This is a genomic window from Nonomuraea sp. 10N515B (genome assembly GCF_052245915.1).
Taxonomy (GTDB): domain Bacteria; phylum Actinomycetota; class Actinomycetes; order Streptosporangiales; family Streptosporangiaceae; genus Nonomuraea.
Genome location: NZ_JBQQBQ010000001.1, coordinates 316,008 through 339,712, shown reverse-complemented (window position 1 = coordinate 339,712; position 23,705 = coordinate 316,008). Strand labels below are relative to the sequence as shown.

Below are 23,705 nucleotides of genomic sequence, written 5' to 3'. Positions count from 1 at the left end.
TCATCGCTCCTCCAAGACATGCCCGCGCCACAGGCGTCGCGCCAGCCCGGCGACGATCGCGAACAGCACCCCGGCCATCAGCACCAGCATCGCGGCCGTGGCCGTCCAGGGGATGTCGAGCAGCACGCCAGGCGTCACCGCCGACGCCTGCCCGGTCAGCACGATGTGCGGGACCACCAGCGTCCCGACGGCCACAGCGAGTCCGGCGCCGGCCGTCAGCGACAACCCGATGACGAATGCCTGCTCGATCGTCAGCAGCCCGAGCACCTGCCGGGAGCTGGTCCCGAGCGCCCGCAGGACGGCGAACTCCGCCCTCCGCTCCCGCGCCGCGACCGCCGCGTTCACCAGGAATCCGAGCGTCGCGAAGCCCAGCGCCGCGGCGAACCCCAGCATCAGTGCCCCTTGCAGCCCGCTGGCCAGCGGGTCGTCCCGCAGCGTGGCGGCCAGCTCGTGCTGGTCGACCGCGGTCACGTCCCATTCGGGGCTCTTGCGAAGCGTGGCCCGCGCCGGTGCGGTGTCGTCGGTGGCGAGCCACCACTCGGTGGCAGGCCTGGGTGGCCGCGCCGCGGCCAGCTCGTGCGCCTGCAGCGTGCCCCAGTCGGCGAGCACGGCCCTCTGGCCGGCCGCGGCGGTCGGCATGCTCTCCACGACACCCACCACCTTGATCTGCAGGACCCGGCCGGCGATGTTGACGCGCCCGGCCTGCCCGGCACTCATCTTGAGCGTGGCGGCCAGGTCGGCGGTGAGGACCACGGGCAGCGAGCCGAGGTCTCGCAGCGGCCCGAAGGCGGCCACGCCAGGCAGTGTGGCGGACTCGGGCACGTTGGACAGAGTGGCGGAGGGCTGGGGCACCGCCACGTCCCGGCCGTCCGCGCTCAGACCGCGCAGCCTCAGCCCCGTCGGCGCGCTCGCGACGAGGCCGCGCAGCGACAACGGGTAGGTGATCTTCCCGGACCGCCCGGCCAGCGGCCGCAGATCGACGTCGATCCGGTTATCACCCTTGCGCAGCACGCCGAGCGGGAGGTCTCGCCACACGCCCAGCGCGTCGGACAGCACCAGCCGCGCCGGCACTTCCGCGTCCGTCTCGACCCGCACGGCGAGCGTGCGAGGCTGCCCGGGAAGGTCCAGCCTGCCCGCCTGTTCGCCGACGAGGGCCCGGGACATCTCCGCGACCGTCTGCGCCGACAGGTCGGGGCGCAGCTGGAACAGCTCACCGAGCTGGGCCGCGTCGAGTCCGAGCAGCAGCGCGCTCTCGTTGCTCACCTCGCTCTGCCCGCGAAAGGCGGGTGCGGCCGCGGTGACGCCGGGCAATGCGGTGAACGCCGTGCCCCGCCCGAGCGACCCAAGCTCAGGCCCGTCCGGCGGCCCCGACAGCCGCAGGTCGGCTCCGGCCTGGTGGCGGGCCTGGTCGAGCTGGGAGGCCCGCCAGGTGGCGGCGGTGGTCATGGACAGGATGCCGATCGCGACCGCCATGGTCAGCAGCAGCGCGGGACCGCCGTACCTGAGCGGCCGCCTGCTCACCTGCCACGCCCCGAGCGCGGGGGCGAGCGTGGGCCGCCGTGAGGTCAGCCGCTCGGCCAGCCTCGACACGCGCGGCACCAGCCGCAGCCCCAGCATGCCGCCCGCGAGCAGCGCCAGCGCGGGCCCGGAGATGATGAGCGGGTCGATGCCGAGCCCGCCCGCCGCCGTCGCGGTGACCGGCGCGCCGTAGCGCTGCAACTGCCAGATCGCCAGCGCGGCCACCCCGAGCAGCCCCAGGTCCGCGCCCGCCCGCTCGATCAGCCCGCGCACACCGCCGCGGCCGCGCGCCGACATCTCCTCCACGTACGTGCGCCGCGCGCCCGCCAGGGCCGGCAGCATCAGCAGCACGGCCGACGCCAGGGCCACGCCGAACGACACGAGGAACGTGCCGAGGTCGGCCGACGGCGCCAGGCGCACCCCCGAGGCTCTGATCCACGGCAGCTGATGGACCAGCGAGAGCAGCGGCGGGCCGAGGAACGGCGCGACGAGCGCGCACGGCAGCGCCACCAGCAGCGCCTCGCCTCCGGCCAGCGCGGCCAGGCGGATCGTGCCCGCGCCGCGCGAGCGCAGCAGCGCCACCTCCATGCGGCGGTGGTCGGCCAGCAGCCGCGCGGTGAGCATCAGCGCGTACCCGGCCAGCAACAGCAGCTGCAGCACCGGGATCAGCATGGTCGAGCGGGCCACCAGCGACGCGGTGTCGAGCTGGGTGAGGACTTCCGGCAGGCGGCTGGCCACCACGCAGCTCACGCAGCCGGCCGCGGTCAGCCGCTCGCCTACCTGGGCCACCGCGTCCGCCGTCGGGCGCAGCCGCTCGGGCGTCAGCGCGCTCAGGTCGGGCTCCGCCGTCCAGATGGCCCTGACGTTGGTGGCGAAGCGCGCCACGAACGTCTCCCGCGCCACCATCAGCGGCCCGTAGGTGGTGAAGTCGCCGCGCTCGACGCCCCTGCTCAGCAACTGCTCGCCGGCCCAGCGCTCCTCCGATGGGTCGCGAAGCTGGAAGACGCCGACGATGCGGACCGTGACCGGGCGCGGGTCGAGCCGGCCCTTCGTGACGATCTCCCTGCCGACCTCGAAGCCGGTGGCCGAGGACGCCGGCAGCGAGATCGCCGCCTCGATCGTCGATCCGCTGGCGCGGGGCCAGCTGCCGGAGATCAGCTCGGCGTGCCGGTCGAGCCCGTCGTAGCTGCCGAACCTGAGCAGCTCGGGCTGTTCCCTGCCGTCCTGGCCCGGCATGACGTACGAATCGGAGCGGAAGCTGGTGGTGATGGCCGGGACCGCGGCGTAGGCGCGGGCGAGCTCGTCACGCACCGCCCGGTCGTACGTGGGGAAGGTCTCGGCGGTGATCTGGGCGCCGACGGTGGCTGCCGTCTGGCGGTAGGAGGCCGTCTCCATCGTCCTGCGGACGCCGGCGTCGGCGATGGACGAGGCGTACATGGTCAAGGCGACCAACGTGGTGGTCGCCAGCAGGATCGACCCGAACGCGGCCAAGAGGAGCAATGGCTCGCTGAACGCCCTCTTGACGATCAATGGCCCCCGCATGCGTCCCATTGAATGCGCTCTGAGCGAAGGACCGGAAGGCGATCATCGCAACGGTGACGGACCCGGTATGCCCATGTGATATCGAAACTGTGACAAAAGCGGACACAAAACAAGAACGCCGCACCCTGATCCGGGTGCGGCGTCTGTCTGCCAGGTCTTACTTGGCGGCCAGCGCCGCGGCCTGCTTGGCGATCGCCGACTTGCGGTTGGCGGCCTGGTTCTTGTGAATGACGCCCTTGCTGACGGCCTTGTCCAGCTGGCGGGCGGCGGTCTTCTGCAGCGCCGCAGCCTGCTCGACGTCGCCCTGCTCGGCGGCCTCGCGGAACTTGCGGACGGCCGTCTTCAGAGAGGACTTGACCGCCTTGTTACGCAGACGAGCCTTCTCGTTCTGCTTGTTGCGCTTGATCTGGGACTTGATGTTCGCCACGAAGAAGCCTCGGTGAGAGTCTGGGTGATGGATGGGGCGCGCGGGCTCGAGAGAGGGCGCGCCACACGCAGTAGAACAGCATACCAATAACCTGGGGAGGCCGTTCAATCAACGCCAGCGTGTCATGTACTCACGCCAGTCTTCTTCCGTGGCGGCGAAGTCCACGTAGAGGGCGAGGCCGAAGCGCTCGCGGCGGCCGTGCTCGGTCAGCGCCAGCCTAGCGCCCTCGGCGGCCATCGCGACGCTCTCGGCCGCGTCGGCCCAGGCCACCCCGTGATCGTGGTAAGCCGGGGCGCCGATGAGCACCAGTTTGTCGTCGGGGGCCAGATCCAGGGCCAGCTCGGCCTGGCGAGCCACGTAGCCGCCGTACAGGGACTGCAGCGGGGTGAAGGAGTCGTAGGTCATGACCGCGACCTGGTCGACGCGGCTGACGACCTGCTGGAAGTAGCCGCGGGACCAGTATTTGTCGTGGGTCAGGATCGCCCTGGCGGTCAGGCGCATGCCCGGGTACGGCTCGATCTGGGGGACCGACGTGGACAGGAGCTTCGTGTGCGGTCTGGTCCGCTCCAGCAGATCCAGGAATTCGGTGTCGTCGTCGCCGATGGGCTCGAAGTTGTAGTGGAGGCCGTCGTAGCCCTGCTTCATGATGGCGGCGACCCCGGCGAGGACGTTCTCACGGGACCGGGGGTCGTCGAGGTCGAGGCCGTTCTTGACGCTCTGGCCGAGCCAGGCGGAGACGCGGACGGCCGGGAGGTGCTTGTGCATCCACGTCACGAAATTTGCGGCGCTGGGGTATTTGGACGGTTTTAAGCTGCCGTCCCACTCGAAAGGGCCGGAGTGCACGTACACGTCCTTGACGCCTGTGGTGCGCAGCCGTACCGCTAACTGTTCGACGTCGCGTTCCGTGCGGCGGCCGTCCACCCACATGTGGCCCAGCCAGAGGGCGTCGTTGCCGGTGCTCTTCGCCCAGGCCGCCGGGGCACCGGTAAACTGAAGGCGGAGCGCGGCGGCGAGGAGGCCGGCCAGCGCCAGCACGACGACCAAGGCAAGCGCGAGCAGGCGCAGGCCGCGGCGGATGACGGTTCGGGCAATCACCTGGGCATGTCACCATGAAAGACGCTTGACCTCAACCCTGTCGAAACGGACTTCGGTGCGCACTCAGCCTGGCCAGACCGACCCCGCGTTGATCCGCAACTTCTGCATCATCGCGCATATCGACCACGGCAAGTCGACCCTTGCCGACCGGATGCTGCAGATCACCGGCGTGGTCGACGAACGCTCCATGCGCGCGCAATACCTCGACAGGATGGACATCGAGCGCGAGCGCGGCATCACGATCAAGTCGCAGGCCGTCCGGCTGCCGTGGGACGGCCATGTGCTCAACATGATCGACACTCCGGGGCACGTCGACTTCACCTACGAGGTGTCCCGTTCGCTGCAGGCGTGCGAGGGCGCGGTCCTGCTGGTCGACGCGGCCCAGGGCATCGAGGCGCAGACACTGGCCAACCTCTACCTGGCCATGAACGCCGACCTGCACATCATCCCGGTCCTCAACAAGATCGACCTGCCCGCGGCGCAGCCGGAGAAGTTCGCCGAGGAGCTGGCCGGGCTGATCGGCTGCGATCCGTCCGATGTGCTCAGGGTGTCGGGCAAGACCGGCGAAGGTGTGCGCGAGCTGCTCGACCACGTGGTCCAGACGGTCCCCGCGCCGGTCGGCAACGCCGACACGGCCGCCCGGGCGCTGATCTTCGACTCGGTCTACGACACCTACCGCGGCGTGGTCACCTACGTCCGGGTCATCGACGGGCACCTCGGCAAGCGCGAGCGCATCCTGATGATGTCCACCATGGCCACCCACGAGACGCTGGAGATCGGCGTCATCTCGCCCGAGCCCAAGGTCTCCGACCGGGGCCTCGGCGTGGGCGAGGTGGGCTACCTCATCACCGGCGTCAAGGACGTGCGTCAGTCGCGCGTGGGTGACACCGTCACCTCGGCGGCCAAGCCGGCCGGCGAGATGCTGGCGGGCTATGAGCACCCGAAGCCGATGGTGTTCTCCGGGCTCTATCCGATCGACGGCGACGAATACCCCGAGCTGCGCGAGGCACTCGACAAGCTCCAGCTCAACGACGCCGCGCTCGTCTACGAGCCGGAGACCTCGGCCGCGCTCGGGTTCGGCTTCCGCGTCGGCTTCCTCGGGCTGCTCCACATGGAGATCGTGCGCGAGCGGCTGGAGCGCGAGTTCGGGCTGTCGCTGATCTCGACGGCGCCCAACGTCGTCTACCGCGTGGTCATGGAGGACGGCAAGGAGCTCACGGTCACCAACCCGTCGGAGTTCCCGACCGGCGGCAAGATCGCGCAGGTCTTCGAGCCGATCACCAAGTCCACCATCCTGGCGCCTTCGGAGTTCATCGGCGCGATCATGGAGATCTGCCAGGGGCGGCGCGGGCAGTTGCTCGGCATGGACTACCTGTCGGAGGACCGGGTCGAGATCCGCTACACGCTGCCGCTCGGCGAGATCATCTTCGACTTCTTCGACCAGCTCAAGTCGCGCACCCGCGGCTACGCCTCACTCGACTACGAGCCGGCGGGTGAGCAGGAGGCCGACCTGGTCAAGGTCGACATCCTGCTGCAGGGCGAGCCCGTGGATGCCTTCAGCGCGATCGTCCACAAGGACAAGGCCTACACCTACGGCGTCGACATGGCGAAGAAGCTGCGTGAGCTGATCCCGCGGCAGCAGTTCGAGGTGCCGATCCAGGCCGCCATCGGGGCCAGGGTCATCGCCCGCGAGAACATCCGCGCCATCCGCAAGGACGTCCTCGCCAAGTGCTACGGCGGTGACATCTCCCGTAAGCGCAAGCTGCTGGAGAAGCAGAAGGAAGGCAAGAAGCGGATGAAGATGGTCGGCCGGGTCGAGGTGCCCCAGGAGGCCTTCGTCGCCGCGCTGTCCACCGACTCCAGCGCCGACAAGGCCAAGAAGTAACGTTCAGAGCCCCAGGATCTCCGGTGCGCGCGCGAGCGCGCGCCAGCGTGACCTGGGGTCGCCGAGCAGCCGGCGCGCTTGGAGGTCCATCAGCCCGCCGACGCCGGTCATCTCGGCGGCCAGGACGCCGTCCGCACGTCTGAACTCCTGCCTGACCAGGAACGTCCTCCCTTCACCCCACTCGAACGCGCACGTCACGTCCACCTCGTCGCCGCCGCGCAGCTCCCGGTGGTAGCGGATGGTGTTCTCCAGGGTGACGGGGCCGATGCCGCTGGTCAGCAGGTCGTCGATCGAGATGCCGGCGGCGCGCAGGCACTCCCAGCGGGCATGGTCGCCGTACTGGTGGTAGACGGCGCTGTTGACGTGGCCCTGCGCGTCGAGCTCGTAGCCGCGTACGGCGATGCGCACCGAGAAGGTCATTGGACCTTTTCTGTGGATACTCCGGCCATGAGGCCGATGAGGGGGCGGACTCCCGCGTAGCGGGGCGGGGAAGGGCGGTTCGCCGTCACGGTGTGCACGGGTGTTCCTCCTTCTTGATCGTGTAGGCGTAGCCGTCGGCTCGCTGGAGCAGGCGGATATGCTTGTGTGAGGTCGTGACGGGTCCGTGTGCGGTCTGAACGGTGTGGCTGCCGGAGGTGCGGACGGCGACCCTGCCAGTGTGAGTCCCGGCATGTTTGCCTTTCGGCACGATCGCGCGCACGAGATCCCCGGTCTGGTAGCCGTGGATCCGCTTCGTGCGGGGCAGGCGCAGCCGGGGGAACCCAAAGGCGTCGGTGCGGGTCCGGCAGTGCGTGCCTCGGCTGGTGGCGGCGGCGACCAGCACTCGGCTCGGCCAGGACGCGACGCGGTCGAGCTCGCCCACGTGCAGGGCGTCCAGACTGTGGGACTTGGGGGCGCCGGTGCGGTGCCGGTTCCATTTCGTGCGGCCGCCGCTGCCGCAGCGCACCGGCAGCTCGGTCGCCGTCAACGCTCCGTAGAGCGCGCATCGGGTGGCGTTCACAGCCGCCGTGTCCGACAACTGCGCTTTCGCCTGAGCCAAAATCTGTTTCAGCCGGTCGGGGCGGTTCTTCAAGAACGCAGTGACTGGCATGCTGTTCTTGGCCTGGTTGCACGGCACGCATGCCACCGTCAGGTTACTGACCCGGTCAGGGCCGCCGCGGGAGCGAGGCTGGATGTGGTCGATGTTCAACGGGACGCCGCTCGCTCCGCAGTATGCGCAGGCCCGCCCCCATTTCTCCAGCAGGTATTCGCGGGCCTCATAGCCGTGCAGGGTGCCGTGCTGGTACTCGGTGCCTTCCAGCGGTCTGCCTGCGGCCAGGGCGTGGGTGTCGAAGCGCACGGTCTCCACGTGGATGGCCCGGACTGGGGCCAGGCGGCGCAGCCGCTGCACCCAACTCATCGTGGTGTCTACCCGGTGCCCCAGGCTCGGGGCGAGCCAGCCGTCCGGGCGGCGGCGGTTGGCGAACCGGGGGGCACGGTAGCGGAGGTTGCGCGATCGCCTGTCGCGCCGGTAGGCGCCGCGAGCCTTGAGCTTATTGCGGATCTTGCCGCCGCGGTGGTCGAGTTGGATGGCGAACAGGCCATGCCGGGTGCCGTCGTGGGCGCGGAACACGCTGATGCCGGTGTGCTTGCTACCCGGGTCCAAGGAGACCTCTACGCCCTCGACCTCCGACCGCTCGGCGGTGCGGTCCTTCAGCCGGATGACGAACGGGGTGTGCCGGGCCACCACCGCCCGCCCCGACGCCAGGAGCTTGCGGGCACGGGCGGGGTGGCAGGGGTCCAGCGGCGTGCCGTCCGATGCGAGGACGAACACGCGGGGTGCGGTCTCACGACCGGCTTCTCCGCTTGCGCGGGTGACGCCCTGGCCGCCAGGTGAGGCGGCGAGGGTCTCCCCTCGACGATGTTGGGCACTCCGCTGCCCGAAGGCGTCCGCGTCCCGTTTCGTCCCTGCTCCAGGGTTGTCTGCTGACGCGGATTCCAGGGTCCGCCGCTGAGGAAGCACGGCGGAGTGGATCTGCTGACGTGTGTCCAACGTAGCCACCAAGGTCACCTCCCTATGTGGTGGTGGCTGGGTCTGGTCACTCCGGCCCACCCCGCTTCAGCGGGGCAAGTCCCGGCCTTCATTCAGGCGCGGGGAGCGAGTGACGAGCGCTCCTCCAGCCAGGCGTGTGATTTGGCCGTGAGATAGCGCAGGCCGTCGTCGCTGATCTCCACCCAGTCGCCGCGCGCCCATCCGCCCGTGGTCTGCGGAGCGAACCCGTGCCGCTGGAACAGTGCCGACGCCTCCTTCTGGGTGAGCCCGCGCCGCCCCCACTCCTCGATGACCCGCGCCGTCCGCTCGTCCTCGCTTGCCTCCTGATCGCCGAGCGCACTTGCCAGTTCCTCCAGCCCACGTGCTATGAGCCGCAGCGAAGCCTGGATCTTCGGGACATTCATCACATCGCCTATCAATCGGTTTCGATTGCAAATCGATTCTAGCGACTACTCTGAGGACATGGAAGTGGTGCAAACAGCGCGGATGCTCCTTTCCCGGGTCACCATTCACGATCTGGTTGCCGTCCATGAGATTCACTCCGATCCGCGTACGAGCGTGTACAACCCCTCCGGGCCCTCCCCCGATCTGGAATCCAGCCGGGCCATGCTGGATCTGTGGCTCGCCGACTGGGACGAGCGCGGGCTCGGGTATTGGGCGGTGCGGCTGCTCGGGGAGCCGGGGGTGATCGGCTTCGGCGGTTTGCGTCGCGCCGTCGTCGACGGTGACGAGGTGCTCAACCTTTACTACCGGTTCCGGCCGTCCGCGTGGGGGCACGGCTACGCGCTGGAGCTCGTCGAGGCGGCGCTGCGGGTCGGGAAGGACCTCGGAACGGTGGTGGCGGTGATCCGCGACACGAACGTGCCGTCACGGAGGGTGGCGGAGCGTGCGGGCATGCGGAAGGACCGCACGATTCCGTACGGGGGAGTGCCGAGCGACGTGTACGTCGCCTGAGCGTGCTTCAGCGCCCGGCGGATGTCGCATGATTCTGCACGGCACTGCGACCACGGGCTGAGCGCCGTACGGCCCGCCGGCGATGGCACGTGCTTCACGGACCGAGATCGTCCAACGACGGGCCTTCGGAGGATGGCTCGACGATTCGGAGTAGTGGCTTTCTGTCGGTGCCGCCGACTAGCGTCTCTTTCCGAACGTCTGTGCGACTGGAGGGTGACGTGATTGCTTCTGAGCGATTCGAGCGTGCCGCGGTGCTGGGGGTGGCTGTGGCCGAGGAGACCAGGCGGCTGCTGAGGCGGCACCTGGACGCGGCCGGAGCGGAGGGGGGCGACGGCGCGGTGCTGGTCGAGGTGCCCCATCCCGACGCCGCGGTGGTCACCGCGCTGCTGGATGTGGCGGCCGAGTGCTTCGGCGAGCGAGGTGACTCGATCGAGGAGATCCGGCAGGCCGCGCTGGAGACGTTGTTACAGCTGGCCGGGTTCGATGCCGAGTCCCAGCTCGGCTGGGCCGAGCTGGGCGGCCGGTAAAGGGTTCGCCGGTCGAGGTGCCGCTCGGTTAACGTCCTGTCATGCGCATTCTCTCCGTCAACGTGGGCACAGCGGTTGAGGCCGAATGGGCCGGGAAGATGGGGCGCACAGCCATCGACAAGAGGGCTGTCACGCACCGTGTCGAGGTCCACGCCAACGGGCTGGCCGGCGACGAGCGGGCCGACAAGGAGCACCACGGGTCGCCCGACCACGCCGTCTACTCCTACGCACGAGAGGACTACGACTGGTGGGAGGCCGAGCTTGGGCGGGAGGTGTGTGACGGGCGGTTCGGGGAAAACCTCACCACCTCCGGCCTCGACGTCAACGGGGCCGTGATCGGTGAGCGGTGGCGGGTGGGCAGCGTCCTGCTCGAGGTGACTGGGCCTCGGGTGCCGTGCGTGGTGTTCCGCAACTGGATGGACGAGCCCGGCTGGGTCAAGCGCTTCGCCGACGCGGCGCGGCCCGGGGCCTACCTGAGGGTGGTCGAGCTCGGCGAGCTGGGGGCCGGCGACGAGGTGGAGATCGTCTCGCGTCCGGAGATCGGGGTGGCGGTGGCCGACTGGTTCCGTGCCCACCACGGGGACGGGGACGCGCTCCGCCGCATTCTTTCCGTTCCCGGACATGACAGTCGATGGGATGAGATGGCGGAAAAGGTGCTGGCCGGGTAGAGGCCCCCTACCCGGCCAGCGATCCTCAGCGCAGGACCGAATACAACGCCGAGGTGAGGGAGGCGCGCGCGTCGTCCTGGTCGATCGACCACATCATCGACCCGCCCAGGCCCTTGCGCCGGATGTAGGCCGCCTTCTGCAGCATCATCGCCGGATCGTCGTACGACCAGAACTCGTTGCCGTCGTAGAGCCACATCGCCCCGGTGCGCAGGTCCCGGTAGCGCTTGCCGGGCTTGTTCACCAGGTCCTTGTAGTCCTCGCTGCCCGGGGCCCACTTGCCCGGAGCTGGTCCGGTGGCGGGCTTGTAGAGGCCGTCACCGCCGCCGGTCACGCCGGTCCAGCCCTGGCCGTAGGCGGGCACCCCGACCACGATCTTGCGTGCGGGCGCCCCACGGGACAGGTAGTCGCGCACGGTCTGGTCGACGCTGTACTTCACGGGGTTCGGATCCCGCCGGTCAGTGAACAGGTTGCCGTTGTGCCCGGTCTGCGGCTCCCAGGTGCCGTGCAGGTCGTAGCCCTGGATGGTGGCGAAGTCGAGCTGGCTGAAGACGCGCCGTACCTCGAAGCCGGCGTCGATCTTGGCGGCGGCGGCCGGCAGGAAGGCGGTCAGTTGCGCGCCGCTTGCGTAGGCCTTGAGCTGCGAGCGCAGCTCCTGCACGAACAACGTGAAGTTCTGCTTGTCCTCGGGACGGATGATGTTCCCCTCGGCCCCGGACGAGCCCGGCCACTCCCAGTCCAGGTCGATCCCGTCGAACACGCCGGCCCCCGCGCCCGGCTCCAGCCCCGGCAGGTCGCCGCGCAGCCACAGGTCGATGCAGGAGCGCGCCAGCGTGGCACGCGACTCGGCGGTGAGCACGGCGTCGGAGAAGTGCTTCGAGCCGGTCCAGCCGCCCAGCGAGATCAGCACCTTGAGCCCCGGGTGCTTGGCCTTGAGCTTGCGGAGCTGGTTCAGGTTGCCGTTCAGGGCCTGTCCCGGCGCGTCGGCCACGCCGTCCACGCTCTGCTCGGCCGGCACCGGCCGCTGCCAGTCCGCCCATGGGTCCGCCGAGTAGCAGGAGCCCTCGGCGTTGACGAACCCGAACGCGTAGTTGAGGTGGGTGAGCTTGGCCGCCGCGCCCGTGGCGTCCACGTCCTTGACGTGGTAGTTGCGGCCGTAGATGCCCCATTGGATGAAGTACGCGACCCGCTTGAAACCGGCCTGGGCCTCGGCGGGCACGGAGACCGCCGAGAGGCCCAGCATGAGCGAGAGCGTGATCAGGACCTTGTTCTTCACCGAGCGTCTCCCGGAGGGCTCAACTTATAGGAAACTTTCCTAATAAGTTGAGGCGATCGTAGAGCGCTCACACCAGCGCGTCAACGAGTCTGTTCACCTCGTCCGGGCTGGACAGCACCGACCAATGGCGCGCGGGGTCGGACAGCAGCTCCAGCACCAGGTCGGCGGCTTCCGTCCGGGTCGCCGCGGCCGCGAGCAGGTCGAGGATGTGGTCGGCCGGCGGCTGCAGGAACGTGTTCGTCCACGCGGTGACCGGGCCGGCCACCTCCTCCCACATCCGGCCGGCCACCGCGCGGGCGAAGGACACGTCGTACGGCCCGCCCGCGGCGATCGACTCGGCCGCGATCCAGGCGCAGGCCGACCCCACGTTGGCGCCCTGCCCGGTCAGCGGATCGTTGACGATCCAGGCGTCGCCCACGGCCAGCGCCACGCGCCCACTCGGCAGCTTGGCCACCGCCTCCCGCACGGTCGGCGTGATCGCGCCGCACCACGCGTCCTCGGGCCCGGCCGGCTCGAACGCGGCCGTGTCGATCCGCTCGCGCAGGCTCGGGGCGTGCTCGGCGATCGCTGCGAGCAGCGCGGGCCCCACGCCGGCCGGGTCCATCCGGGTGAGCGGCTCCAGAGGACCGCCCGGTATCGCCTCGACCAGGATCGACGACGCCAGGCCCGCCCGCGTCAGCATCGGCATGCAGAAGATCTCACCGCAGGCCGGCGAGATGGTGGAGGACAAAGTCGTGCCCGCCCGCACCCCGTGGAACACGCCGGCGAACAACCTGCGCTGCGGCTCGCCGTACGGCGAACGCCCAGGATCACGCGGGAACAGCTCGGCCACCGAGCGCCGCCCCGCCGCCACCACCATGAGCTCGTGCTCCCGCGACCACCGATCCACCTGCGCCGCGTCCGGCTCCGTCCCCGTCACGACGATCGTCCCGCCCCTGCCGGCCAAGTCCTCCATGAGCGTGGGCAGCAGCAGCCGGAAATCCACCACGCTGTACGGGTCCGCGATCCGCCCCGTGAACTCCAGCGGCGGCACGCCCCTGATCGAGAAACTCGCCGCGTCCGCCAGGCATCCGGGGTCGGCGTAGTGCTCGCAACCCAGCTCCCGTTCCCGCGCCCGCGTGCGGCCCGTCCTGGCGACCGCGCCGGGCAGCCGCTTCGAACGCATGGCGTCCGCGTCACCCACGCTGTAGAGCGTCGTCTCCACCTCGAGCTGCCGCAGCCGCAGCGCGAGCGTCAACCCCGAGATCCCCGCGCCCACGATGCCGATGCCTGTCATGTGTCTCCCCCTCGGCCGGTGGACACCAGTGGACGCGAAGGCGCTTGAGACCGGCTTGGAGCACCCTTAACGGCCCGGCAGACTGGAGTAGTGCCATCCACCCTGCCTGACGGCGATCCCGCGCCCACCTCGGGCGAACTGCCCGACAGCGCCCTGAGCGGCCTCGGCGAGCGTCCGTTCGGCTTCTACGTCCACGTGCCGTTCTGCGTGACCCGCTGCGGCTACTGCGACTTCAACACCTACACCGCCGCCGAGCTGGGGCCGGGCGCCTCACACCGCGACTACGCGGACACGGCCGTCGAAGAGGTGCGCCTCGCCCGCCGCGTCCTGGGCGACGCCGAGCTGCCGGTGGAGACGGTGTTCTTCGGCGGCGGCACGCCCACCCTGCTGCCTCCCGAGGACCTGGCCAGGATCCTGGCCGCGATCGACTCCGAGTTCGGGCTGCGGCCGGACGCCGAGGTCACCACGGAGGCCAATCCCGAGTCCGTGGACCCCTCCTCCCTGGAGAAGCTCCGCCACGGCGGGTTCAACCGGATCAGCTTCGGCATGCAGAGCGCACGCGAGCACGTGCTCCAGGTCCTGGACCGCAGGCACACGCCGGGCCGGCCCGCCGCGGCCGTGCGGGAGGCGAGGGAGGCCGGGTTCGAGCACGTCAACCTGGATCTGATCTACAGCACGCCCGGCGAGTCCGACGACGACTGGCGGGCCTCCCTGGCCGCGGCGATCGAGGCCGGGCCCGACCACGTGTCGGCCTACTCGCTGATCGTCGAGGAGGGCACCAGGCTCGCCGCCAGGATCAGGCGCGGCGAGCTGCCGATGCCCGACGACGACGTGGCCGCCGACCGCTACCTGATCGCCGACCAGATGCTGGCCGAGGCCGGCTTCCGCTGGTACGAGGTGTCCAACTGGGCCACGTCCGACGAGGCGCGGTGCCGGCACAACCTGCTCTACTGGACCGGCGGCGACTGGTGGGCGGCCGGTCCGGGCGCGCACAGCCACGTCGGCGGCACCCGCTGGTGGAACGTCAAGCACCCGGCCGCCTACGCCCAGCGGCTGGCCGCGCACACCTCGCCCGCGCACGCCCGCGAAGTGCTCGACGACGAGGCCCGCGCCGCCGAGCGGCTCATGCTGGAGCTGCGGTTGGCCTCCGGCTACCCGCTCGCCGAGGTCGCGCCGGGCGCGCGTACGGCCGTGGCCGGCGCGCTGGCGCGCGGGCTGCTCGAGCCCGAGCCGTTCAAGGCGGGCCTGATGGTGCTCACGCTGCGAGGGCGCCTGCTGGCCGACGCCCTCATCAGGGACCTGCTCGTTTAGGTGATCAGGCGGATGGCGAAGGGATAGCGGTAGTTCTGGCCCTTGTTCGTCGCCAGGGCGGCCTGGATGTGGAAGATCAGGGACAGGATCCAGACCACCGGCAGCAGGAGGGCGCCGATGAAGACGATCACCAGGATGCCCGAGATGACATAGCCGATGAACATCGTGATCTGGAAGTTGAGCGCCTCGGCCGCCTGGTCCCTGACGTAGGGGGACTCGTCCTTCTTCATCAGGTAGATGACCAGCGGGCCGAGCCAGGAGGCGAGCAGGCCGAGCAGGTGCGCCAGCATGGCCATCGTGGTGTCGTCGCTGCCGGGGCGGGGGCCGAACCTGCCGGGGACGTACGGCTCGCCGGGGCCCTGCGCGTAGCCATAGCCGGGCGGCTGCTGAGACGGCTGCCCGTAACCCGGCTGGGGGCCGTAACCGCCGGATTGCGGCTGACCGTAGCCGGGCGGCGGCTGCTGCCCATAGGACGGCGGCTGCTGTCCATAGGAGGGCTGCTGGCCGTAGCCGGGCTGCTGACCATAGCCGGGCTGCTGACCATAGCCTGGCTGCTGGCCGTAGCTTGGCTGGGACCCCGGCTGCTGGCCGTAGCCGGGCTGGGAGCCGGGTTGTTGACCATAGCCGGGCTGGGAGCTGGGCTGCTGGCCGTAGCCGGGCTGCCCGCCGTACCCATAGCCCGGTTGTTGCGGGCCCGAGCCCTGGTCCTGTGGGATGTCCGAAGGGGACACCCGGCGCGTGGCGTCGTCGTCGGGCGGCGGGGGTTGCGACGGATCCTGGCTCATGGTGCCTCCGTAACGAAGTCGATGAGTTCCTCGACCCGGCCGAGCAACTCCGGCTCCAGGTCGGTAAAGGTCGAGACGGCGCCGAGAATGCGCCGCCACGCGTCCGCGGGCTCCATACGCCAGCCCAGGGCCGCGATCACGCCTTCCTTCCACGGCACGCCGCGCGGCACGTCGGGCCAGGCCGGAATGCGCAGCACGGACGGCTTGACCGCCTGCCAGATGTCGACGAACGGATGCCCCACCACGAGCACGTCCGGCGAGGTGATCTGGGCGGCGATCCTGCTCTCCTTGGAGCCGGGTACGAGATGGTCGACCAGCACCCCCAGCCGGCGTCCCAGCCCGGGGTCGAACTCGGCCACGATGGCAGGCAGATCGTCCACACCCTCCAGGTATTCGACCACGACCCCCTCGACGCGCAGGTCATGGCCCCAGATCTTCTCGACGAGGGCGGCGTCGTGCACGCCTTCCACGTAGATCCGGCTCTCCCTGGCCACCCGTGCCCGCAGCCCCTCCACGGCGATGGAGCCCGACGCGCTGCGCCTGGGCCCGGCGGGAGCGGCCGTGGGCCGTACGAGGGTCACGGGCTTGCCGTCCAGCAGGAACGCGGCCGGCGCCAGCGGGAACAACCGCCGCCTGCCGAACCGGTCCTCCAGCGTGACGGCCTCCTTGTCGCAGGCCACGACCGCGCCGCAGAAGCCGCTGTCGGCGTCCTCCACGACAAGGTCCGGCTCGGCGGCCACTTTAGGGATCTTGCCCTTGCCCGGCCGCCGCCAATTGCCTGCCAGCACATCGCCCTCGTACACACGGGGACCGTAGCAAATCACCCGCCGACCGCAAGGCGCTTGCGCGCAGAGCTACGGCGCATCAGGACGACGATGGTGGCGATGATCGCGATGAGGATTCCCGCGCCGGGGACCAGGAACAGCGCGGCGGCCCCGCCGGCGACTCCGCCCGCCGCGGAGGTGACCGGCTTGCCGACGCCGTACTTGACGTCCGCCGTCTCCTGGTTGGTGCAGGTCAGCTGGTAGTCGCCCTTGCTCGGCGCATTGATCACGAGGATCTGCTCCCAGGTCACGCTGCCGACGGTGAGCGACTGGCTGCCGCTGGTCTCGGCGAGCTTGGCCTGGCCGGAACCGCCGGAGATCTGGCACTCGTAGTTGATCCGCGTGGTGGTGGCGACGTAGACGGCCGGCTTGTCCGCCGGGTCGACGGTCACGGTGATGCTCTCACCCGACGAGAACGTCTTGGTGGGGGCCAGGCCGGTCACGCTGCTGAGCACCCCGCCGACGAAGATGACGACGCCGACGATCCCGCAGATGACGGCGACGCCCCAGGCCGCCGTCACCCACCACAGGCTGGGCTTTACGGCTTTGGAATTGATTTGTGGGGGGAATTGGGGCTGTTGGCCGTATTGTCCGTACTGAGGTTGTCCGTACTGAGGCGGCGGGCCGTACTGGGCGGACGGGCTCCCGTACTGCTGCTGTGGTGGCGGAGGCGCGCCGTACTGCGGCTGCTGGCCGTAACCGGGCTGGGAGCCGGGCTGCTGGCCGTAGCCGGGCTGAGAGCCCGGTTGGGGTCCGTAGCCGGGCTGTGGTGATGGTGGCTGGCCGTAGTAGGGGTCCTGGCCGGGAGGCGGCCCGTACGACGGAGGTTGAGAATTGTCCGACATGTCGGCAAGTCTGGGCCCTGTCGCTTGTAAGACGCTAGCAACAGGATGGGAGTCGGCGTTATCGCACCTTGTGGGCGAGAGCCGTACACTTGGCACTCGGGAACACAGAGTGCTAGACACTTCGTTCCTGAAAGCAGAGGGCAGGAGGTGAGCACGTGCTCGACGATCGGAAATTGGCGGTGCTCCGCGCCATTGTCGAAGACTACGTGTCCACCAACGAACCGGTGGGCTCCAAGGCACTGGCCGAGCGCCACAACCTGAGGGTCTCCCCGGCCACGGTCAGGAACGACATGGCCGCGCTTGAGGAAGAGGGCTACATCACACAGCCGCACACCAGCGCGGGACGCGTGCCGACGGACAAGGGATACCGCCTGTTCGTCGACCGGCTCTCGCAGATCAAGCCGCTGTCGGGAGCCGAGCGCAGGGCGATCGAGACCTTCCTCGCGGGCGCGGTGGACCTCGACGACGTGGTCACCCGCACCGTGCGGCTGCTCGCGCAGCTGACCAGGCAGGTGGCGGTCGTGCAATACCCGACGCTGACGCGCTCGACGGTCCGGCACGTGGAGCTGGTTCCGCTCAACGACCGGCGGGTCATGCTCGTGCTGATCACCAACACCGGCCGCGTCGAGCAGCGCGTGATCGAGCTGCCCGAGGTGGTGGAGGACACCCGCATCGCGCACCTGCGCGCGGTGCTCAACGCCTGCCTCGACGGCTGCGGCCTGAGCAACGTGCCCGAGCTGGTCGCCGACCTGCCGGAGCGCCTGCCCGTCGAGGACCGGCCCGCGGTGGCGACGATCCTGTCGGTGCTGCTGGAGACCCTGGTGGAGCGGCACGACGAGAAGATCGTGTTCGCCGGCGCGGCCAACCTCGCCGGCGCTGACTTCTCCACGGGCCTGCGTGACGTGCTGGAGGCGCTGGAGGAGCAGGTCGTGCTGATGCGGCTGCTCGGCGAGACGTCCTCGGACACCCCCTCTGCGCTCACCGTCCGCATCGGTTCGGAAAACCCTTACCTACGCGGCACATCCGTCGTCGCGACCGGATACGGTTCTGGCGACAACCAACTGGCCAGGCTCGGTGTGCTGGGCCCCACCAGGATGGACTATCCCGTGACGATGGGCGCCGTGCGTGCGGTGGCTCGCTACGTCAGCCAGATCTTGGCTGCATCATAAGAGGTCGATAAGTGGCAAACAGCGACTACTACGCCACCCTCGGGGTGCGCCGTGACGCCAGTCAGGACGAGATCAAGAAGGCTTACCGCCGCCTCGCCCGCGAGCTGCACCCCGACGTGAACCCCGACCCTGAGACCCAGGAGCGGTTCAAAGAGATCACGCAGGCCTATGAGGTGCTGTCAGACCCGAACAAGCGCCAGATGTACGACCTGGGCGGCGACCCCTTCGCCGGCGCGGGAGCAGGCGCGGGCGCCGGGGGCTTCGGAGCGGGCTTCCCGTTCAGCGACATCATGGACGCCTTCTTCGGCTCGGCGGCCGGCACCCGAGGGCCGCGCTCGCGGGCGCGCCGGGGCCGCAACGCCACCATCCGCGTCGAGCTCGACCTGCGCGAGACGGCCTTCGGCACCACCCGCGAGCTGGTCGTCGACACGGCCGTGCTCTGCGAGGTCTGCCACGGGGCCGGCGCCGCGCCGGGCACGCACCCCGACACCTGCGACATGTGCAACGGGCGCGGCGAGATCTCCCAGGTCACCCGCTCGTTCCTGGGCCAGGTCATGACGTCGCGGCCATGCCCCCAGTGCGGCGGCTTCGGCACCATCATCCGCCACCCCTGCCAGGAGTGCTCAGGCGACGGCCGGGTGCGCACCCGCCGTACGATCAAGGTCCGCATCCCCGCGGGCGTCGAGGACGGCACCCACATCCAGCTCGCCGGCGAGGGCGAGGTCGGCCCCGGCGGCGGCCCGCCCGGAGACCTGTTCTTGGAGATCGTCGAGCGGGCCCACGAGATCTTCGAACGCCGCGGTGACGACCTCCACTGCACCGTCCAGATCCCGATGACGGCCGCCGCGCTCGGCACCGTGCTCGTGGTCGAGACGCTCGACGGCGCCGAGGAGATCGACGTCCGCCCCGGCACCCAGTCCGGCCAGGTCATCACCATGTACGGACGCGGCGTGCAGCGGCTCAACGAGTCCGGCAGAGGCGACCTGCTGATCCACGTCAACGTCGAGACCCCGACCCGGCTCGACACCGCGCAGGAGGACCTGCTGAAGGAGCTGGCCAAGCAGCGGGGCGAGGAGCGGCCGCCCGGCAAGTTCGCGCCCGGGCAGCAGGGCTTCTTCTCGCGCCTGCGCGACGCGTTCAACGGCCGGTGACCGTACCCGTCTTCCTCTCGGAGGAGCTCGACGGACCCGAGCTGACGCTCGGTGGGCCCGAGGGCCGGCACGCGGCGTCCGTGCGCCGCCTGCGGGCCGGCGAGCGCGTCGATCTCACCGACGGAGCCGGTACGGTCGCCGAATGCGTCGTCCGCGAGGTCCTCAAGGACGCGCTCAGGCTCGACGTGCTGGCCCGCTACCGGGTCGAGGCGCCCCAGCCGCGGCTCGTCGTCGTCCAGGGACTGCCCAAGGGCGACCGGGGAGAGTTGGCGGTCGAGATGATGACCGAGGCGGGCGTGGACGCGATCGTCCCCTGGTCGGCCGCGCGCAGCATCACCCAATGGAAGGGCGACAAGGTCGCCAAAGGGCTCGCCCGGTGGCGCTCCACCGCGCGAGAGGCGGGCAAGCAGGCACGCAGGTTCCATTTGCCCGAGGTGACCGAGCTCGCCTCCACCGGGCGGGTCGAGGCGCTGCTGGCCGGCGCGGCGCTGGGGCTGGTGTTGCACGAGGAGGCGGCCGAGCCGCTGTCCGGCGTGCAGTTGCCCGCGGGAGGCGACATCGTGGTGGTCGTGGGGCCGGAAGGGGGCGTCTCGGAGGAGGAGTTGGCCAGGTTCCAGGCGGCCAAGGCCGTGCCTGTGCTCCTCGGGCCCACCGTTCTGCGGACCTCCACGGCGGGGGTGGCGGCGGCGGCCGTGCTGCTCGCGCGTACCGGACGCTGGTGAGCGCCCCAGAGCGCTCAGAAGACGCGCTATGCCTCAAGACGCTCAATCGTCTCGTAACATCTCAAGGCGCTCAGTCGGCTCGTAACGTCTCGCGGCTCAGTCGGCTCGTGAGGTCTCAGGGCGCCGGCTCGTGACGTCTCAGGGGCGCTCACACGGCTCGTGACGTCTCACGGCGTCTGAGAGGCGTCCACGAGCGGGCTGGCCAGTTCGGTGGGCGCGTCGGTGGCGTCGTTGGGCGGGCACTCCTCCAGCGGGCACGCCGACGGCTGCGTGGTCGGATCCACGTCTGACGGCGTCGGCGTGGGGGAGGCCGTCGGGCAGTCCTCGGCTGTCTCGGCCTCGGAGGGGCACGGCGTGGACGTGGGCTGGGGGCTCTTCGACGGCCTGCTGGTCGAGTTCGCCGTCTTCGCCGGTCGCGGTGACGGGGTGTCCGCGGGAACCACGGCCGGGTTCCGGTCGGCGGTCGGCTCCGGGGGCGGCGGCTGCTGGGAGCGGGTCGTGGAGGAGTTGGACGGGACCTTGGAGGAGGTCTCGTTCTCCACTGGCTGGACGCTCTGCTGTTCGATGATCTGCGAGCGCAGCTCAGGAACGGCCATCACGATGGCCCCCGCTACGAGGACAGCACTGGCGGCGGCCGCGCCCGCACGCCACCAGAACAGGTTACGTACGCCGCGCCGCTCGATCCGGGCGCGGATGATCTCCAGTCCGTCCGGCGAGGGCACGACCGCGTCCGCCTCCGCGCGGAGCGCACGGCGAAGGAGGTCGCCGTGCTCGTCGGGGGGCTGGGTCATGACATTTTCTCCAGGACGGATCGCAAAGCGGCCATGCCACGTGCGGTGTGGCTCTTGACCGCGCCCTTGCTGATGCCCATGGCGTGGGCTATCTCAGCTTCGGACAGATCACCGTAATACCGCAGGACCAGTGCTTCTCTCTGTCGGGTCGGCAGGGCACGTAACGCCTCGATGACGGCGGAGCGTTCCAGCTCGCCGATCGCGCCGTTCTCGGCGCTCGGGGCGTCCGGCAGGCCCTTGGGAGCGTACTTCTCGACGACCGCGCGGTGACGCAGCACGGAACGGGACCGGTTGACGACGGATTGACGGAGGTAGGCGAGTGCTTTGTCGGGGTCACGCAGCCTACGCCAGGCGCCATGGATGGCGACGAACGCATCCTGCACGACCTCCTCAGCGGTTGCTATGTCGCGCACGAGCAACACAGCCAGACGCACCAATGACCGAAAATGCGCACTGTACAGCGCGGTAACGGCCATGTCGGCATCCCACCCGACTGGCACCGCCCCCATCGACCTGTCGGCCAGAAGGGTTTCGGTGGTCACATCAGTGGGACGCGTGGCCTTCCCAGAGGGTTTACGCTCTTCCGGTTCTTGAGGTTTCCCCGGTTCCTTAGGGTGCATTACGCCAGTCGTGTCCTCGCCAGGTGGCGCTCGCCCGACCCTGAATCGTCTTTTGTTCTGAAGTGTCGCACACACACCCTAACCGCGCGGATCTTCTCACGCACGACACCGACGATTACCGATTCGCAACGGACTCGCTAACGGGAGGGGTCTCGATAGGGTGCTGCTGTGAACGAGTGTCTCTTCTGCAAAATCGTCGCCAAGGAGATCCCGGCCGAGATCGTCTATGAAAGCGGCAGGACTCTGGCGTTCCGCGACGTCAATCCGCAGGCTCCCACGCACGTGCTGGTGATCCCGAAGGGACACCACGCCAACGCGGCGGTGCTGGCCGACGCGGACGACGGGCTGGCCGACGACGTACTGAAGACCGCCCACGCGGTGGCCGTGCAGGAAGGTGTGGCCGACACCGGTTACCGGGTCGTCTTCAACACCGGCCCGGGCGCCGGCCAGACCGTTTTCCACGTGCACGCCCACGTCCTGGGCGGGCGCGACCTCACCTGGCCTCCAGGGTGATATTGAGGAGAGCAATCCGCCGGGCCCCGGATACGATGGGCGGAGAAGCACACCGAAAGAGACCGGGAGGCATCAGGCCGCTGGCCTGCCCATGTCCGAACTACACGAATCCCGACGCACGGCACCTCCCTCGCGCACACAAGCCAAGGTGCTGATTCCGGACGAATACCCGATGGTCAGCCTCCTCGGCTCCCGTGATGAGCTGCTACGCGTCATCGAGGGCGCCTTCAGGGCCGACATCCACGTACGGGGCAACGAGATCACCGTCACCGGCAGCCCCGACGAGAGCGGCACCGTGGTGCGGCTCTTCGAGGAGCTCGTCGAGGTGCTGCGCAGCGGCGGCGAGCTCACCCCCGATGCGGTCGAGCGCAGCATCGCCATGCTCCGCATGACCTCCGACCGCCCCGCCGAAGTGCTCTCCCTCGACATCCTGTCCTCGCGCGGGCGCACGATCAGGCCGAAGACCGTCAACCAGAAGCGCTACGTCGACGCGATCGACAAGCACACGGTCGTCTTCGGCATCGGCCCGGCCGGCACCGGCAAGACCTATCTCGCCATGGCCAAGGCCGTGCGGGCTCTGCAGGAGAAGCGGGTCAACCGGATCATCCTCACCCGCCCCGCCGTCGAGGCGGGGGAGCGGCTGGGATTCCTGCCCGGCACGCTCTACGAGAAGATCGACCCCTACCTGCGGCCGCTCTACGACGCCCTGCACGACATGCTCGACCCTGACTCGATCCCCAAGCTGATGGCCAACGGCACGATCGAGGTCGCGCCGCTCGCGTACATGCGGGGAAGAGCGCTCCCAAATGGGACAGGCGTGCTCACTCCGGACGGTTTCCGCTCTATCGGGGAGCTAGAGGTCGGCGACCTCGTCATCGGGTCGAACGGTGAGCCGACTCCCGTGCTGGGCGTCTATCCGCAGGGCGAGAAGAAGATCTATCGGCTCTACAGCCAGGACGGTGCTTCGGTGCTCGCCTCCGAAGACCACCTCTGGACTGTCCGCACCCGTGACGACGCCAATCGGGGAAAGCCGTGGCGGGTGCTGGAGACGAAGGAGATGATCGGCGACCTGCGGACAGCTCACTACCGCAAGTGGGAGTTGCCGCTGCTGAGCGCGCCGGTCCGCTTCCCGGAGCAGTCGGTCCCGATAGACCCCTATGCGCTCGGCTTGCTCTTGGGGGACGGATCCATCACGGGAGTGGGCACTCCGAGTTTCACGACCAATGATCCAGAGCTCGTTGATGCGCTTGACAGCGCCTTGCCCGGAGTGAAGGCGAGATGGCGTAACGGGCCGAACTACGTCCTCAACCGTGTGCTGCAGCCCGGAGAGAGCGGCATGAGCCCGCACCTTGTCAAGGCAGCCGTGCGCACGCTGGGACTGACAGGCTGCAAATCGCCGACGAAGTTCGTGCCTGACGTCTACCTCTACAACACGCCGGAGGTCAGGCTCGCGGTTCTGCAAGGGCTGCTCGATGCGGACGGTGGTCCAGTCGTGCAGCATGAGCGCAGTGCCAGGATCCAGTACACGTCGGTCTCGCCTCGGCTACGTGACAACGTGGTCTTCCTCGTGCAGTCGCTGGGGGGCGTGGTGTATTGGCGCGAGCGTCCTCCGAAAGGTCGCAAACCGGGCTTTGCGCAGGGACGGCCAGTGCACTACCGCCACGATGCGTACGTCCTCGACATCCGGCTTCCGGAGGGCATCGAGCCGTTCCGGTTGTCGCGAAAGGCAGAGAGCTACAAAGCGTACGGCGGCGGTCGCCCCATGCGCTACGTGGAC

General features: G+C 69.6%; 23 protein-coding genes and 2 pseudogenes. 12 read left to right on the top strand and 13 right to left on the bottom strand.

Annotated features, from left to right (window positions below):
• From ACTWQA_RS01520 to ACTWQA_RS01510, 3 genes are all read right to left on the bottom strand, one after another.
• Nucleotides 1-3,060 (bottom strand): FtsX-like permease family protein, encoded by a 3,060-nt coding sequence (locus tag ACTWQA_RS01520; RefSeq protein ID WP_443157493.1) that lies wholly within the window; start codon nt 3,058-3,060, stop codon nt 1-3.
• 157 nt (nt 3,061-3,217) lie between these two features.
• The gene (rpsT, locus tag ACTWQA_RS01515; protein ID WP_443157492.1) at nt 3,218-3,487 is read right to left on the bottom strand and encodes a 30S ribosomal protein S20; all 270 of its coding nucleotides are present in this window, start codon (nt 3,485-3,487) and stop codon (nt 3,218-3,220) included.
• Nucleotides 3,488-3,595: 108 nt separating this feature from the next.
• Nucleotides 3,596-4,582 (bottom strand): hypothetical protein, encoded by a 987-nt coding sequence (locus tag ACTWQA_RS01510; protein WP_443157491.1) that lies wholly within the window; start codon nt 4,580-4,582, stop codon nt 3,596-3,598.
• A gap of 55 nt (nt 4,583-4,637) precedes the next feature.
• Here ACTWQA_RS01510 and lepA point away from each other — a divergent pair, with 55 nt between their 5' ends.
• Nucleotides 4,638-6,467, top strand: coding sequence for a translation elongation factor 4 (lepA, locus tag ACTWQA_RS01505; RefSeq protein WP_443157490.1), 1,830 nt, complete (start codon nt 4,638-4,640; stop codon nt 6,465-6,467).
• Nucleotides 6,468-6,470: 3 nt separating this feature from the next.
• On the opposite strand, the gene ACTWQA_RS01500 is transcribed toward lepA, so the two are convergent.
• From ACTWQA_RS01500 to ACTWQA_RS01490, 3 genes are all read right to left on the bottom strand, one after another.
• The gene (locus ACTWQA_RS01500) at nt 6,471-6,887 is read right to left on the bottom strand and encodes an acyl-CoA thioesterase (RefSeq protein WP_443157489.1); all 417 of its coding nucleotides are present in this window, start codon (nt 6,885-6,887) and stop codon (nt 6,471-6,473) included.
• A gap of 85 nt (nt 6,888-6,972) precedes the next feature.
• Nucleotides 6,973-8,280: an RNA-guided endonuclease IscB gene (gene iscB, locus ACTWQA_RS01495; RefSeq protein WP_443157488.1), complete on the bottom strand. Its 1,308-nt coding sequence runs from the start codon at nt 8,278-8,280 to the stop codon at nt 6,973-6,975.
• A 311-nt stretch (nt 8,281-8,591) separates the two neighbouring features.
• On the bottom strand, nt 8,592-8,903 hold the full coding sequence (locus ACTWQA_RS01490; protein WP_443157487.1) for a hypothetical protein: 312 nt from the start codon (nt 8,901-8,903) through the stop codon (nt 8,592-8,594).
• A 58-nt stretch (nt 8,904-8,961) separates the two neighbouring features.
• Between ACTWQA_RS01490 and ACTWQA_RS01485 the strand changes: the two genes are divergently transcribed.
• The 3 genes from ACTWQA_RS01485 to ACTWQA_RS01475 all read left to right on the top strand — a co-directional run bounded on the left by ACTWQA_RS01485 (nt 8,962) and on the right by ACTWQA_RS01475 (nt 10,648).
• The gene (locus ACTWQA_RS01485; RefSeq protein ID WP_443157486.1) at nt 8,962-9,453 is read left to right on the top strand and encodes a GNAT family N-acetyltransferase; all 492 of its coding nucleotides are present in this window, start codon (nt 8,962-8,964) and stop codon (nt 9,451-9,453) included.
• Nucleotides 9,454-9,671: 218 nt separating this feature from the next.
• Nucleotides 9,672-9,980, top strand: a complete 309-nt coding sequence (locus ACTWQA_RS01480; protein WP_443157485.1) for a hypothetical protein — start codon at nt 9,672-9,674, stop codon at nt 9,978-9,980.
• A 41-nt stretch (nt 9,981-10,021) separates the two neighbouring features.
• A complete protein-coding gene (locus ACTWQA_RS01475) occupies nt 10,022-10,648 on the top strand; it encodes an MOSC domain-containing protein (protein WP_443157484.1) in 627 nt (208 codons plus the stop codon).
• Between the two features lie 25 nt (nt 10,649-10,673).
• On the opposite strand, the gene ACTWQA_RS01470 is transcribed toward ACTWQA_RS01475, so the two are convergent.
• Nucleotides 10,674-11,921, bottom strand: coding sequence for a glycoside hydrolase family 18 protein (locus ACTWQA_RS01470; protein ID WP_443157483.1), 1,248 nt, complete (start codon nt 11,919-11,921; stop codon nt 10,674-10,676).
• 67 nt (nt 11,922-11,988) lie between these two features.
• Nucleotides 11,989-13,197 carry a styrene monooxygenase/indole monooxygenase family protein gene (locus ACTWQA_RS01465; protein ID WP_443157482.1) on the bottom strand — a complete coding sequence of 403 codons (1,209 nt, stop codon included), beginning with the start codon at nt 13,195-13,197 and terminating at the stop codon, nt 11,989-11,991.
• Nucleotides 13,198-13,287: 90 nt separating this feature from the next.
• Here ACTWQA_RS01465 and hemW point away from each other — a divergent pair, with 90 nt between their 5' ends.
• Nucleotides 13,288-14,508, top strand: coding sequence for a radical SAM family heme chaperone HemW (gene hemW / locus ACTWQA_RS01460; RefSeq protein ID WP_443157481.1), 1,221 nt, complete (start codon nt 13,288-13,290; stop codon nt 14,506-14,508).
• On the opposite strand, the gene ACTWQA_RS01455 is transcribed toward hemW, so the two are convergent.
• From ACTWQA_RS01455 to ACTWQA_RS01445, 3 genes are read right to left on the bottom strand one after another with little or no spacing between them, the layout of a single operon-like run.
• Nucleotides 14,505-15,293 (bottom strand): DUF4870 domain-containing protein, encoded by a 789-nt coding sequence (locus tag ACTWQA_RS01455; protein ID WP_443157480.1) that lies wholly within the window; start codon nt 15,291-15,293, stop codon nt 14,505-14,507. The two genes, hemW and ACTWQA_RS01455, sit on opposite strands and share 4 nt — an antisense overlap.
• Entirely contained in the window at nt 15,290-16,096 is an 807-nt protein-coding gene (locus tag ACTWQA_RS01450) for a DUF3097 domain-containing protein (RefSeq protein ID WP_443157479.1), read from the bottom strand. The genes ACTWQA_RS01455 and ACTWQA_RS01450 overlap by 4 nt, the downstream gene beginning before the upstream one ends.
• Nucleotides 16,097-16,113: 17 nt before the next feature.
• Nucleotides 16,114-16,638, bottom strand: coding sequence for a hypothetical protein (locus tag ACTWQA_RS01445; RefSeq protein ID WP_443157478.1), 525 nt, complete (start codon nt 16,636-16,638; stop codon nt 16,114-16,116).
• Nucleotides 16,639-16,719: 81 nt separating this feature from the next.
• Between ACTWQA_RS01445 and ACTWQA_RS01440 the strand changes: the two genes are divergently transcribed.
• The 4 genes from ACTWQA_RS01440 (at nt 16,720) to ACTWQA_RS01425 (ending at nt 20,004) form a co-directional block, all read left to right on the top strand.
• On the top strand, nt 16,720-16,890 hold the full coding sequence (locus tag ACTWQA_RS01440; protein ID WP_443157477.1) for a hypothetical protein: 171 nt from the start codon (nt 16,720-16,722) through the stop codon (nt 16,888-16,890).
• Between the two features lie 227 nt (nt 16,891-17,117).
• Nucleotides 17,118-18,131, top strand: coding sequence for a heat-inducible transcriptional repressor HrcA (gene hrcA / locus ACTWQA_RS01435; protein ID WP_305923347.1), 1,014 nt, complete (start codon nt 17,118-17,120; stop codon nt 18,129-18,131).
• 11 nt (nt 18,132-18,142) lie between these two features.
• Nucleotides 18,143-19,282 carry a molecular chaperone DnaJ gene (dnaJ, locus tag ACTWQA_RS01430; protein WP_305923346.1) on the top strand — a complete coding sequence of 380 codons (1,140 nt, stop codon included), beginning with the start codon at nt 18,143-18,145 and terminating at the stop codon, nt 19,280-19,282.
• Entirely contained in the window at nt 19,279-20,004 is a 726-nt protein-coding gene (locus tag ACTWQA_RS01425) for a 16S rRNA (uracil(1498)-N(3))-methyltransferase (protein WP_443157476.1), read from the top strand. Before dnaJ ends, ACTWQA_RS01425 begins: the two co-directional genes overlap by 4 nt.
• A 167-nt stretch (nt 20,005-20,171) precedes the next feature.
• Here ACTWQA_RS01425 and ACTWQA_RS01420 read toward each other — a convergent pair whose 3' ends face one another.
• Complete coding sequence (locus tag ACTWQA_RS01420) at nt 20,172-20,795, bottom strand: hypothetical protein (protein WP_443157475.1); 624 nt, start codon at nt 20,793-20,795, stop codon at nt 20,172-20,174.
• Nucleotides 20,792-21,304 carry a SigE family RNA polymerase sigma factor gene (locus ACTWQA_RS01415; protein WP_080047132.1) on the bottom strand — a complete coding sequence of 171 codons (513 nt, stop codon included), beginning with the start codon at nt 21,302-21,304 and terminating at the stop codon, nt 20,792-20,794. The genes ACTWQA_RS01420 and ACTWQA_RS01415 overlap by 4 nt, the downstream gene beginning before the upstream one ends.
• Nucleotides 21,305-21,583: 279 nt before the next feature.
• Between ACTWQA_RS01415 and ACTWQA_RS01410 the strand changes: the two genes are divergently transcribed.
• The 3 genes and pseudogenes from ACTWQA_RS01410 to ACTWQA_RS01400 all read left to right on the top strand — a co-directional run.
• Nucleotides 21,584-21,928, top strand: coding sequence for a histidine triad nucleotide-binding protein (locus tag ACTWQA_RS01410; protein WP_327584410.1), 345 nt, complete (start codon nt 21,584-21,586; stop codon nt 21,926-21,928).
• 91 nt (nt 21,929-22,019) lie between these two features.
• Nucleotides 22,020-22,730: pseudogene (locus tag ACTWQA_RS01405) on the top strand (PhoH family protein); the annotation flags it as partial.
• Nucleotides 22,713-23,546 (top strand): annotated as a pseudogene (locus ACTWQA_RS01400) (LAGLIDADG family homing endonuclease); the annotation flags it as partial. The pseudogenes ACTWQA_RS01405 and ACTWQA_RS01400, both read left to right, overlap by 18 nt.
• Nucleotides 23,547-23,705: the final 159 nt, after the last annotated feature.

Excerpts from the sequence above, each read along its gene's own strand:
- ACTWQA_RS01490 (WP_443157487.1), bottom strand. The coding sequence starts at position 8,903 with ATGAATGTCCCGAAGATCCAGGCTTCGCTGCGGCTCATAGCACGTGGG.
- ACTWQA_RS01415 (WP_080047132.1), bottom strand. The coding sequence starts at position 21,304 with ATGGGGGCGGTGCCAGTCGGGTGGGATGCCGACATGGCCGTTACCGCG.
- ACTWQA_RS01475 (WP_443157484.1), top strand. The coding sequence starts at position 10,022 with ATGCGCATTCTCTCCGTCAACGTGGGCACAGCGGTTGAGGCCGAATGG.
- ACTWQA_RS01420 (WP_443157475.1), bottom strand. The coding sequence starts at position 20,795 with ATGACCCAGCCCCCCGACGAGCACGGCGACCTCCTTCGCCGTGCGCTC.
- ACTWQA_RS01500 (WP_443157489.1), bottom strand. The coding sequence starts at position 6,887 with ATGACCTTCTCGGTGCGCATCGCCGTACGCGGCTACGAGCTCGACGCG.
- ACTWQA_RS01455 (WP_443157480.1), bottom strand. The coding sequence starts at position 15,293 with ATGAGCCAGGATCCGTCGCAACCCCCGCCGCCCGACGACGACGCCACG.
- ACTWQA_RS01485 (WP_443157486.1), top strand. The coding sequence starts at position 8,962 with ATGGAAGTGGTGCAAACAGCGCGGATGCTCCTTTCCCGGGTCACCATT.
- ACTWQA_RS01520 (WP_443157493.1), bottom strand. The coding sequence starts at position 3,060 with ATGCGGGGGCCATTGATCGTCAAGAGGGCGTTCAGCGAGCCATTGCTC.
- ACTWQA_RS01465 (WP_443157482.1), bottom strand. The coding sequence starts at position 13,197 with ATGACAGGCATCGGCATCGTGGGCGCGGGGATCTCGGGGTTGACGCTC.